Source organism: Rubripirellula lacrimiformis, from assembly GCF_007741535.1.
Lineage (GTDB): Bacteria > Planctomycetota > Planctomycetia > Pirellulales > Pirellulaceae > Rubripirellula > Rubripirellula lacrimiformis.
Map to the genome: position 1 here is coordinate 6,994,486 of NZ_CP036525.1, position 12,303 is coordinate 7,006,788.

The following is a 12,303-nucleotide window of genomic DNA, read 5'->3' on the forward strand; positions in this document are numbered from 1 at the left end:
CCCACCTGGCAAAACGCGTCATCAGAAAAAGGTGGTGGATTTCAATGAAACCCACCACCTTCGATGATTCGCTTGGACCTTGTCCGCAGCAGACGATCCGATCCAACCACGCGACCGCGGTTTGGCTGGACCTCAGCCGATCACTCGTAGTCCCACTTCATGATCCACGGGTCGTCCATTTCTTTCTGCATCGCTTTTAGCTTCGCCTTGTAAGTCTCCAGCACATCCTGGTGCCCCTGGCTATCGGCTAGGTTGGTCGTTTCCAACGGATCGGCCGCGATGTCAAACAATTCGAACTGCGGACGCTGGACGTATTGCCCAACAGTCATGTTTCCGTACGGAGCATCGTTCCCCTTGGCCAACTGGGCCTGCCAACTGCTGGCGCTCCACAAATCCGATGCGAACGGATAGGGCAACGGATAGGCGATATTCCAAATCAACTTGTACTTGTCGTCGCGAATCACTCGCATCGGATAGTACATCTGGATTTCGTGGAACGTGTGTGACGCAAAGATTTCGTCATGATGACTTTCGGCTGGCTGAGCCAAGCAGTGCAGCCATGATTTGCCATGGTAAGAATCGAATGGTTTTCCACCGTCTCGATTGTCCATCTGAGCCTCTTCGCGTTCAGCCCAGAACTTCTTGACGTTCAACGGATTTTTGGGGCCGTTGGTTTCGGGATCCAGCCCGCCTGCAAAGTCCAACAGCGTCGGCGTGATATCGATATGGCTAATCAACGCATCACTTTCCACACCGCGGTTCTCGACATACGGGTCACGCACCACCATCGGTACTCGCAATCCACCTTCGTAAACCGTGGTCTTGCCGCCGGCAAAAGCCATCCCGTGATCGCTGGTGAATACGATCATGGTTTTGTCGTACAGGTCAGCTTCTTTTAAGATCTGAACCAGCCGCGCAACCCCTTGATCGACTCGCGCGATCGACTGGTAATAATTAGCCAACTCCTCGCGGGTTTCCTGCGTATCGGGCAGGAAGGATGGCACCACGACATCCGCCGGATCGTAGAACACTTCTTCCACGCCCGGAAACGATCCACGCTTGGGTTTGTTGCCGAACAGGTTGGGTTTCAGTTCCGACTTGGACGTCTTGTCATTTCCACCGCCACGGTGTGGGTCCGAGGTACCGAAGTACAGCATGAAGGGCCGCGAATCGGATTCGTCCGTCATGAATTCACGAACGTTTTCGGCCATCTGCACTGCGTTTCGCCCATCACCTTTCATGTACGTTTCGAAATGAAATACCGATTCGGGAGCCACGTGATATTTGCCGATGTGGCCGGTCCGATAACCGGCTCGGTCCAGCACGCGTGGCATCGCCAAACGAGCGACGTCATGAAAGGCGGCGAATTTGTGGTAGTGGTGCTGATGCCCAAATTGCCCGTTGCGATGATTGTGCAACCCGCTCATCACGACGCTTCGGCTGGCACTGCACGATGCTGTGGTGGCGAACGCATTGCGAAACACCATGCCGTCGGCCGCGATGGCGTCGATCGCTGGGGTTGCCGCTGCGGTGTCGCCGTAGCAACCCAGCGTCGGACTCTCGTCATCGGTAATGATGAACAGAATGTTGCGTTCGGCAGCGGATACCACAGACCCCACGAACACAAACGCAACGCAATACAAAACTTGTCGAAACAGGGTAGTCATGAACAGACTCTGGAAGATACGTAAACGGGTTACAATGCAACGGCACCTTGGGTGCCATCCGGAAAATCGCGTCGGCCTGCTGACCACCCATTCGCTCCATCGCGGACAGGCAGTCGACGATTGCGAACACGATGACGGGTTTCCGATGGCCCCACTGGCAAGCGGCGACATTCTACAATTCGGCGGCAACGCAAACGAGCCGATCGTTTGCCGAACAGCCCCAGTCTAATAGGCAGCACGGAACGATGGGAAAGATGTTTTGGGAACCGAGATGTTGGAGTGTTCAGTGAGGTCAACTTTAGCGGTTGCCGCATCCTGCTGCCTGTTATTTTCCGTAGGCATGGCGGCCGAACCACCCCATCCGGCCTCGGATCGGACCACGCTGCTGCTGCCGATCATCCACCGCGATGCCACCATCCAAACGGAAACGGCGGATCAGACCGAAGTTGCCCCCGATTCGGGTTCCTCCCCTACCGCCCCCAAGAACGCCGCGGCACATTATCCCGACCAATCGCTAGGATCGTACGCTGGCGAAGGATGGCGGGCCTACATGCAAGTGTGGCGCGAACATCACCGCGATCCAGCCAACGCCGAGATCCGCCGATTCCTAGGCCTGCCTCTATCAGGATCGCCAGGCTGGTCGGCCAAACGCAGCCGATCGGCACCGTCGTGGCTGAACTGGAAACCAGGCACCTACGCCCAAATCGACACACCTCACTTTGTCATCTATAGCCAAGCCGACAAGGACGATTCGGTGACGGTGGCGGACGACCTGGAACGCTGCTATTGGGGCTGGACCCAGATGTTCTTTCCGCTGTGGGAAGGCAGTCCGCAAGTCACCGGTGTGATGGCGGGCGCGGCACCCGACGACTCCATCGTGGATCACCTGAAGTCCAATCGCGGTCGCATCACGATCCGGCGAAAGATGAAAGTGATCCTGTTCCGTGACGTGTCGGGCTACGCCGCTGCGCTTGCGCGAGACGTCCCGGGCATCGAACGTTCCACGGGATTCTATAGCGACGCACGCAAAGCGATGTGTGTGTACGCCGCTGAAAACGACGACGCGGCCACGCGACGACACGAACTGGTCCACCAACTGTTCCGCGAAGCGACTCGCAGCGGGTTGGGGCGATCGATGCCTGGGGAAGCTCGCGATTTCTGGCTGGTCGAAGGCATCGCAGGCTACTTTGAATCACTCAGCATCCATGGCAACCAAGCCACCGTGGGTGGCTGGGATTCACCGCGGCTTCAATTCGCGCGGTACCGTGTGCTGGTCGGTGGCGACCAGATGCCGCCGGACGAACTGAGAACCGATGGACGTTTGGCCGCCCAACGTCGCGATGACATCGCCCGATGGTATGCGCATGCGATCGCCGAAACGCATCGCATGCTAGACGGTGGCAATCTTGCCGATCGACTCGCCGTCTACCATCAACTGGCGGAACTGTATCGCATCGATTCGCCGCTTGACGACACCCCGATCGAAACCGACCAGGTGCCCGCGGCGAGAAAGCTTTCCGAATTCTTGGCCATCAACGATGCGACTCTGATCGACAATCCAAGCAATCGCCAAATCCAATCATTGTGTTTCGCGGGCTGCCAAGTCACCGAAACGGGGCTGGCGTCGATCGATCCGCAACCGGATCTGACGTGGCTTGACCTAGCCCGTTTGCCGGTCGGAAACGAAGCCGTCCTGCGGTTGGCCCCGAATCCAGCCCGGCTGGAACAACTGACATTGGAGGCGACACAAGTCGACAATCAGATTGCAACTTGGTTGTCCCAAGCGGTCAACCTTCGCGAACTGGACCTCAGCTGGACCGATTGCGGCGACCCCGTTCTGGATGCGATCCAACCAGCGGCGAAGATCAGTGTGCTGTGGATGACCGGCACGGCGATCACCGATGAATCGATCGATACCATCGCGGCCAAAACGCAACTTTCGAACATCGATGTTCAACGAACCGGTGTGTCCGAAACGGGGCTGAACAGAATCCGCCAATCGACCGATGCCAAGATCAACCCGCTGGAATTGCGACCCCAACCATGACGACCACTTTGGATCGCTCGCCGATCGCATTTCCCAAAATGTTTCGCGTGCGGCAAAGGTTTGATTCGCATGCGATTCCCGACATCCAGTTTGCGGTATCCAACGAGATGCGGCGGGTCGGGTTGGGCGGCATCATTCATCCGGGCCAACGGGTTGCACTGGCCGTCGGCAGCCGAGGCATCACCAACCTGACTGGGATCGTCGCCGCAGTGGCTGATTCGGTCCGTCAAACCGGTGCCACGCCAATCGTTGTTCCCGCAATGGGCAGCCACGGCGGGGCAACGGCCGATGGCCAATCCAATGTGCTTGCGTCTCTGGGGGTCACCGAATCCACCGTCGGGGCCCCGATTGTTTCGTCGATGGAAACGGTCGTCGTGGGCCAATCGCATGGCATCGACATTCATTTTGATCAGGCCGCCAGCCAATGCGACCATGTCATCGTGATCAACCGCATCAAACCTCACACCCGACTGACCGGTCGCTATGAAAGCGGTCTGATCAAGATGTTGATGATCGGGCTGGGCAAACACCGGGGCGCTGCGATCTATCACCAAGTCTTTTCCGAACATCACTACCGGTTGGATTCTTTGGCCGACGATATCGTAGGCGTGGTCCGTCACGCGATGCCGATCACGATGGGCATCGCTGTGGTAGAGGACGCCTTCGAACACACATCGATCATCGAAGCGGTCCCGGCCGCATGTTTTCTGGATCGGGAACCCGAACTGCTGGCGATCGCACGATCACGCATGCCAAAGTTGCCGTTCGACCACGCGGAACTGCTGATCGTCGATCAAGTCGGCAAGGAAATCAGTGGCACCGGAATGGACACGAACGTGATCGGCCGCAAATTCAACGACAAGGTCGCGGCTGCGGACGAGTTCCCCAAGATCAAACAAATCCATGTACGCAGTTTGTCGTCCAAAACGGCCGGAAATGCAGCCGGCATAGGGATCGCCGAGTACTGTCACCGGCGGGTCGTGAACGCGATGGACCACCACGCAACGCGGATCAACTGTGTGACCAGCGAACATGTAACCGCCGGCGCCATCCCGCTGACGTTTGACTCCGATCGCGAAGTCTTCCAAGCCGTCCTGTCCCAAAACGGGCGAATTCCAGTTGCCCGGATGAAGTGGATGCGAATTGCCGATACGCTGCGTTTGGAAATGATCGATTGCAGCGAAGGATTCTGGGACGCGGCCCAACAGGACGCGAACCTGGAAATCTTGACCCAGCCGAAACCGATCCGTTTGAATGCCGGCGATGACCTGGAGAACTTGAAATGAATGACGACGGAAGCTTTCCAGCCGATCTACTGGCCCGAATCCGACGCTGTGGGATGATCCCGACAGCCACGATCGATGATGTGTCCGCTGCGATCCCGTTGGCCAAAGCGTTGCTGGCATGCCACATCGACGTCATCGAGATCGCACTCCACACCGACGTTGCCTTCGACGCGATGCGGAAAATCCGGGATGAAGTTCCCGGCATGATGGTGGCCGCGGGAACCATCCTGAACCCCGACCAGATCGCACCGGCGATCGAATCTGGGGCCGCACTGGCCGCCGCAAATGGATTGTGCGATGAAGTCGTTCAGGAAGCACGCGCACAACGACTGCCGTTCATCCCGGGAATCATCACACCGTCCGAATTGGAATCCGCCATTCACTTGGGCTGCCGCCACGTGAAAGTGTTCCCGATCGAACCGATGGGCGGTGTCAAATATCTGCGGACTCTGGCGATGCCCTACGAACATCTGGGCATCAAGTACTTTGTTTCCGGGGGGATCACATCCGAAAACGCACCGGCGTACCTGTACCACGAAGATGTGACGGCGATCGGGGCGGGATGGATCGCTTCACGACCGATCATCCAGAGCCAACAATGGTCCGACCTGATCAATCACGCCGTCGAAGCCACCGGGATCGTGAAAGAGATGCGGCCGCACTAGTCCAGGTTGCTCTTGTCGAAGGCTATCGCTGTCGGTTACCAGAAGAAAAGCGACCGTGACCAGAACAGAGTTTGACCGAAGGCCAAGCATGCCCATCGAATCCAGTGTGATCAGCGACTACGTCAGTTTGGGGGGATCGCTGCTGGCCGTCTCGTCGACATTCTATTTCTGGCTCGTCCGTGCCAACCGCGAACGCCCCGACCTGGGCATCCATCCGATCGGCGATCTAACCGGATGTGCCCTGATGCCGATGGAGGACGGTGAAGCGTTCCGTCGAATCGGCATGCCACCGGAACGAACTTTTCTGAAGTATTGGCTGCATCTAGCCGTCGTCAACAACAGCACACTCCCCAACGCTCTGCTGGGCGCCAAAGTGTGGCTGAAAATGAACGACGGTGTTTGGCAGGCGATGGATGTCAGTCACGTCGAAGCCGACCAAACACTGTTCCCCGCCAACATCGATCCGATGACGACCATCAGCTTGAAGATGGCATTGGCAGGGCGGATCAATCACGAGGCGGGCGATGGGTTCGCTGGCCGTGCGGCCGCAGGCGGTGATGCGCTGATGCGAAGCGTGCCGATCAGAGTCGAACTGCTGGGGCTGAACGAAAGAACGTTCACCCATGGATACTTGGACCACGGCAATGGCCTGCAGCGAACAGAATCGACGCCCACGTCGCGGGCTGCCTAGCAGGCTAGAACGCGAAGCCGCCGGTTGTGAACCAAAACAGAACCAGCATGCACAGCCAGACGACGTCCAAGAAGTGCCAATATTGAGCCGAAAAGTCGACGGGCCAATGACGTTCGTGATCGTAGTGTCCCAACCACGACCGAACCGAAACGATCCCCAACGCGATCACACCACCGGCCACGTGCAGAGCGTGCAGAAGCGCTAACACGACCACCATCCCGGCAACCCCTTTGCCCGTCCCGCCCTGCAGGGCAGGCCCCGCCAGCATCTCGGACATCGCGTAAAACTGGACGCCCATAAAGATGACGGCCGAAGCCGCGCTGGCCAGCAACAGCAACGTCGTCTGGCCCCTGCGTTCGCGGCGAACCGTTCGCGTCGCCAAGTGGACCAACCCGCTGACCACGATCAAGCATACCGTGCTGACCAGAAAACTGGCCGGCATCGGAGCGGTGCTCTGGATGTCCCCTCGACGTGTGTAGGCGTAAATCCCGTACAGCAGGATGCTGGTGACAAAGAAGACGCTGAGGGAAATCAGGAACAACAGCCCGCCAAGCTGGTACCGCCGATCGTTGGGGAGCATGCGTCAAACCGCGGGCTAAAGGACAGGAATCGTTGGAAACGAGATGGAAATCGTTGGAAGTGAGCCAAGCTGACCTACAGTTTGCCTGATCCCAGGAAACGCAAAAGAGGGGCGAATCGAAAACGGGCTCGATCGGGATGCAGATGCCCAGTTCCCACGAGTGATCAAAATCTGCGGCCCGCCGCCTGCTGCGTGACGGGCTAGAATGAACGCCGTTCTGCTCCGATCCTTCTCTAGGGACGCTATCTGTGCTAGGTCGCCAACATTCATTGTCACACCTCTGGCTAGCATCCGCCATCGCCGCTGCCCTGGGACTACTGTCCGAAACCGCATCCTTGGCTGATCCCGCCCAAACCGCCGACCAGCGTGTGACCGACGGCTTGGTCGTGCTGTACGATTTCCAGGACACCGGCGATGTGGTCTACGACAATTCGGACGTTGGCGACCCGATCGACATGCGAATCAGCAATGTCAATGCAGTGCGTCGCTTGCCCGGTTCATTAGAAGTCACTGCCGAAACCACCATCGCCAGCGACCGAAACACTCGCAAACTTTCGGCGGCGGTCAAGCAATCCGGCGAACTGACGATCGAAACGTGGATTCGACCAGCCAAGATTCAACAATCCGGACCAGCTCGGATCGTCACCTTCTCGCAAAACTCCGTCCAACGCAACTTCACGCTCGGCCAAGACAACGCCGCTTTTGACGTGCGACTTCGCAGCGCATCGCGAGACGCCAACGGACTGCCGTCCACCGTCACCCAACCTACCGATTCGCAACTAGAAATCACCCACGTCGTTTTCACTCGTGACCGGGATGGGCATGCCACGATCTACCAAGACGGAAACCCGATCACCCACCAAGACGTGAAAGGCGACTTCGATTCATGGAGCGATTCGTTCAATCTGGGGATCGGTAACGAGATCAGTGGTGGTCGCCCCTGGATCGGGACCTATCACTTGGTCGCGATCTACAACCGATCGCTTTCTGCCGACCAGGTTCAACAGAACTTTCGAGTCGGCCCCGGCAAGTCGGCCGCCGCCGGTCCGGGGTCCGCCGATACCGTTGCCGCGTCCGGCTCGGCCCCAGCGACCAACCCGCACCATCCCAACACGTTCCAGACTGAAATTGCGCCCCTGTTGTCGAAACACTGCTTGGAATGCCATGACTCGGCTTCGAAACAGGGCGGTCTGGATCTGTCGCGACGCGCGGGCGCCTTTGTCGGCGGTGATTCCGGTGGCCCCATCGTTCCCCGCGATGCTGGACATTCACTTCTTTACACCGCCGTCGAATCGGACGAAATGCCGCTGGACCGCGAACCGCTTACCGATGAACAAAAGTCGGTGCTGCGGCGGTGGATCAACGAGGGCGCACAGTGGACCATCGATTACGTTGACCCGGCGATCTATCGGCACACCCGCCCCCAACAAAACTGGGTCCAACGACTGACCGTGACGGAATACATTTCGACCGTCAAAGCAACCGTTGGCGTCGACGTCGCCCTGCAAGCTCGTGAGATCCTACCTGCGGATGGCCGGGCCGATGGATTCCGAAACACGGCCTACAACTTGAACGTCGACTTCGCCCACGTGAACGCCTATGCGCAGATGGCCGAGATCATTGTCGACGAAATGGATGTGGTTGAGTTCGCCAAACCCTACGCCAAAAATGAAACGCTAACCGATCCCGACATGCGATCCCTGATCGAGTCGATGGGGCGATGGGTGCTGCGCGGACCGCTGACCAATGACGAAGTCATCTTGTACCGCGGGGTATCGACCAGTGTTGCCAGCGCGGGCGGAACCTACCGGGACGCGGTGAAATACGTGCTGCAGACGATGCTGCAATCACCGCGATTCCTGTATCGGATCGAACCACAGTCGGAAATGTCCGATGGATCGGCAACATCCAACAGCGCCGGTGCAATCGACGGTTACGCAATGGCTGCCCGCATCAGTTACATCCTTTGGGGATCATCCCCTGACAAACGATTGATCCGTGCCGCCGAGCGGGGACAACTGGACAAACCGAACTTGGTCCGCCATCAAATCCAACGCATGCTGGAAGACGAACTTGCGGTGGAACGATCGATCGACTTCGTGCATCAATGGCTTGACTTGGACCGACTGCATCACCTGTCTCCCGATCCATCTCACTTTCCCGATTGGGATGAAAATCTAGCCAACGACATGCGAGTCGAAACGACGGAGTTCTTTCGAGACCTCGTTTGGCAACAGCGACAACCCTTATCCAAACTCCTCGATGCCCCCTTTACCTATGCCACGCCAAGGTTGGCCAAACACTATCGATGGGATGCCCCGGACGAATCGATTGCAACCGCAGACGTGTCAGCCGAAAGATCTGCTGACGACGACTTCCCCGATGGGTTTCGACGCTACGACCTAACCTCGGTCCCGTCCCGCGGTGGACTGCTGACACAGGGAAGTGTGCTGACGATCGGTGGTGATAACGCGTCGATGGTCACGCGCGGACTGTTTGTACTGCGCGACCTTCTGTACAGCGAAGTGGGCGACCCGCCGCCCGGACTGGACATCACACCGGTGCCGACTCGCCCCGGACGCACCCACCGTAGCGTCGCAGCCGAACGGATCAAGAGCGAAGCTTGCGGGGGCTGCCATCAACGATTCGAGCCACTGGCGTTTGGGCTGGAACGATACGACGGACTGGGGACTTATCGCGTCGAGGATGAATTCGGCAACTCACTTCGCCAGGACGGAGAAATCTTGTTTCCGGGCGAGGCGGAATCAGTCGCCTATCAAACGGCTAGCGAACTGATGCAGCAACTGGCCAGCAGCGACCGCGTCGCACAGTGCCTGACTCGCAAGGTTGTGCAGTTTTCACTGGGACGACCTCTCGTGGCCGCCGACCATAACATCGTCCAAAAGATTCACGCCAACGCGATGAAGGCCGGTGGAACCTACCAAGCGATCGTCGAAGAACTGTTGCTAAGCGAACTGGTCCGGAACTGAACGACGCCGACCTCGGCCCGACTGGACCGTTTCGTTTCGCGACTCCACTTCGGGATAGCAATTACACGTGTCGCCGAAACGCGAAAAACGCCAGCAAGAGGATCCTGTTGACCCACTGGCTGACGTTTCGAGTTTGCAAAATTCGTTCGACCATCTCGGGAAGATTCAATCGACGAACCCTTGATCCGTTCCCGCTACCCTAAGCGATCGACTCTCTGACACACTAGTGATGACCGTGGTGACCATAGTGGCCGCCCCGGTGGTAGTCGTAGTGACCAGGCGTCACGTCATAGTGGTTTCCATGACGACGAATTTCAGTCGGATGATAATCGTAGTGACCAACGCTGCGACGATACACAGGCACTCGGTAACTAGGGGCATGACCGTAGTAGCTGTTGTACGACGGTCGGTAAGACTGATAGCCGTACCCATAGCTTGGACGATACGAGCGGTAGCCGTGAGAGCCGTAGTTACCGCCGCCGATCGAGATCGAAAAACCGCCAGCGTCAGCCTTAGGCGTATCAGCGGCGAACATCATTCCGGCTGCCAACAGGGGTGCAACCATCCATTTGGTTAGTCTGAACATTTTCAGGTGCCTTTCTTGCGCTTGCCTCGTGGGCCGTCAGTGGCACGAGGCGGGGGGGAGTATTTCTTGCGAACTCGATGATTCGCTTTGGGAACAGTGCTCTTTCAATGCACATGGCAGACCAGATCCGCCGGAAACTCACCAAGAACTGCCGCGGGAAACACGGCAAACCGTTTGCAGCAATAGACTTACAACCGCCCAACAAAAATCCGTGAAACTTGCGTCCTGATGTCACCCGAGCACTGTTATCCGATGAACGTCATCACTTCGAACACACCCCTGTCGCATAATGGATTCGACAGGCACCAGGTTGATCGCTAGCTGGTTCGAAATGGTCCGGTTCTCCGGCCGTCACGCACGGCGTGAACCGGCGGGTTTGATGCTGGGTCGGCCGCAGGGGCGGACGGATCGCCTAGTTCGGGTGCGGGTGCGAGTTCGAGTTCGGGTGCGAGTTCGAGTTCGAGTTCGAGTTCGAGTTCGAGTTCGAGTTCGAGTTCGAGTTCGAGTTCGAGTTCGAGTTCGAGTTCGAGTTCGAGTTCGAGTTCGAGTTCGAGTTCGAGTTCGAGTTCGAGTTCGAGTTCGAGTTCGGGTGCGAGTTCGAGTTCGAGTTCAAGTTCAAGTTCGGGTGCGGGTGCGGGTGCGGGTGCGGGTGCGGGTGCGGGTGCGGGTGCGGGTGCGGGTGCGAAGGCTGAAGGCTGAAGGCTGAAGGCTGAAGGCTGAAGGCTGAAGGCTGAAGGCTGAAGGCTGAAGGCTGAAGGCTGAAGGCGAAGGCAAGTTCGGCGGCGGGACGCCCGAGGCATTCGACTGCTGCCGGGATCGTTAGGGCTGCCAGAGCGGCGGCGACCCGTAGGAGTACGGGCTTCCCCAATCGTAGGATCGACCGTAGGAATAGCCGTTCCCACCACGGTAGTATCGTCCACCGTGTGATCGGTGATCGTGGAAATGGCCGGGCCGGATCACCCACCGCCTGCCGACCTGCTGCACCACGGGCGGGTGCCAATCGAACAGGATCGATCGACCGTACAATCGATATCCATACAGGTCGTTGTACTGGTACAGAGAGTGCGACAGCAGCAGGCTTGAAACCGCATCCTGGGATGCCTGCAGTCGAGCGATCGCGTCGGCGTTCCCATCCTTGCGAATGACCGTTTGCCGAGACCGGTTCTGGCCTAGGCTGGCACCGATCCCAAGATCACTGCTGTGGCTTAGGATCGCACGCCGCTGGCGCATCCATTCTTGCTTTCGCGCCGCCATCGCTTCTTCATGGGTTTTGCGCGACGCAGTCGGCTTGGCGGACGGGGAAGCACCGTCATCCGCGTCGGATTTGGCAGCGGTAGATCCAACCACCACGGCCTGGCCGCTTGGGGGATCACCGGCCGGCGCCCCGGACGCGAAACAGCATCCGATCGCCAGCACAAGGCAACAATCTCTCAGTCGTTTGACCAACATTTGGGATTCGGCTCCGGCTTGTTGAAGTGTCCGCAGTCACCAACGCCAGAGAAGGGGTTCTCCACCGAATCCCTGCTGTGGCTAGGACTTCACGATGTCTTTCATCTTCGGTTCCAGATAGGTCACCGTCGAATGCATGCTGGCCAAGTGGCCGTAGTCTTCCTCAGGAATCTGAACGCGATGGCGCTTGCGCAGTTCCATCACGATGTCCAGAAAATCCATGCTGTCGAGTTCAAGCTGGTCGCGAAACGCCTTTTCGTCATCAAGATTTTCGAGGTCGTCGTCAGGCGAAATATCCTCGAGGATATCTAGAATTTCGTCTCTAATTTCAGCAGGCGTCAT

11 protein-coding genes are annotated in these 12,303 nt (G+C 58.1%); 5 read left to right on the top strand and 6 right to left on the bottom strand.

From position 1 onward, the window contains the following. Positions 1-140: 140 nt before the first annotated feature. Entirely contained in the window at positions 141-1,667 is a 1,527-nt protein-coding gene (locus K227x_RS24380) for a sulfatase family protein (RefSeq protein WP_145174078.1), read from the bottom strand. A 340-nt stretch (positions 1,668-2,007) separates the two neighbouring features. Between K227x_RS24380 and K227x_RS24385 the strand changes: the two genes are divergently transcribed. The 4 genes from K227x_RS24385 (at position 2,008) to K227x_RS24400 (ending at position 6,356) form a co-directional block, all read left to right on the top strand. After that, positions 2,008-3,714, top strand: a complete 1,707-nt coding sequence (locus K227x_RS24385; protein ID WP_145174082.1) for a leucine-rich repeat domain-containing protein — start codon at positions 2,008-2,010, stop codon at positions 3,712-3,714. Beyond that, the gene (locus K227x_RS24390; protein WP_145174085.1) at positions 3,711-5,000 is read left to right on the top strand and encodes a lactate racemase domain-containing protein; all 1,290 of its coding nucleotides are present in this window, start codon (positions 3,711-3,713) and stop codon (positions 4,998-5,000) included. Before K227x_RS24385 ends, K227x_RS24390 begins: the two co-directional genes overlap by 4 nt. After that, the gene (locus K227x_RS24395) at positions 4,997-5,665 is read left to right on the top strand and encodes a bifunctional 4-hydroxy-2-oxoglutarate aldolase/2-dehydro-3-deoxy-phosphogluconate aldolase (protein WP_145174087.1); all 669 of its coding nucleotides are present in this window, start codon (positions 4,997-4,999) and stop codon (positions 5,663-5,665) included. Before K227x_RS24390 ends, K227x_RS24395 begins: the two co-directional genes overlap by 4 nt. Positions 5,666-5,753: 88 nt before the next feature. Continuing rightward, positions 5,754-6,356: a hypothetical protein gene (locus K227x_RS24400; protein WP_145174091.1), complete on the top strand. Its 603-nt coding sequence runs from the start codon at positions 5,754-5,756 to the stop codon at positions 6,354-6,356. Positions 6,357-6,360: 4 nt separating this feature from the next. Here K227x_RS24400 and K227x_RS24405 read toward each other — a convergent pair whose 3' ends face one another. Next, complete coding sequence (locus K227x_RS24405; RefSeq protein ID WP_145174094.1) at positions 6,361-6,936, bottom strand: cytochrome c oxidase subunit 3; 576 nt, start codon at positions 6,934-6,936, stop codon at positions 6,361-6,363. A 248-nt stretch (positions 6,937-7,184) separates the two neighbouring features. On the opposite strand from K227x_RS24405, the gene K227x_RS24410 reads away from it, so the two are divergent. Then, complete coding sequence (locus K227x_RS24410) at positions 7,185-9,926, top strand: DUF1592 domain-containing protein (protein ID WP_246146188.1); 2,742 nt, start codon at positions 7,185-7,187, stop codon at positions 9,924-9,926. A 223-nt stretch (positions 9,927-10,149) separates the two neighbouring features. On the opposite strand, the gene K227x_RS24415 is transcribed toward K227x_RS24410, so the two are convergent. From K227x_RS24415 to K227x_RS24430, 4 genes are all read right to left on the bottom strand, one after another. After that, positions 10,150-10,512: a hypothetical protein gene (locus K227x_RS24415; protein ID WP_145174096.1), complete on the bottom strand. Its 363-nt coding sequence runs from the start codon at positions 10,510-10,512 to the stop codon at positions 10,150-10,152. A 317-nt stretch (positions 10,513-10,829) separates the two neighbouring features. Then, positions 10,830-11,312 carry a hypothetical protein gene (locus K227x_RS30815; RefSeq protein WP_218933494.1) on the bottom strand — a complete coding sequence of 161 codons (483 nt, stop codon included), beginning with the start codon at positions 11,310-11,312 and terminating at the stop codon, positions 10,830-10,832. A gap of 19 nt (positions 11,313-11,331) precedes the next feature. Continuing rightward, positions 11,332-11,961, bottom strand: a complete 630-nt coding sequence (locus K227x_RS24425) for a hypothetical protein (protein WP_145174099.1) — start codon at positions 11,959-11,961, stop codon at positions 11,332-11,334. An 81-nt stretch (positions 11,962-12,042) separates the two neighbouring features. Next, entirely contained in the window at positions 12,043-12,303 is a 261-nt protein-coding gene (locus tag K227x_RS24430; protein WP_145174102.1) for an acyl carrier protein, read from the bottom strand.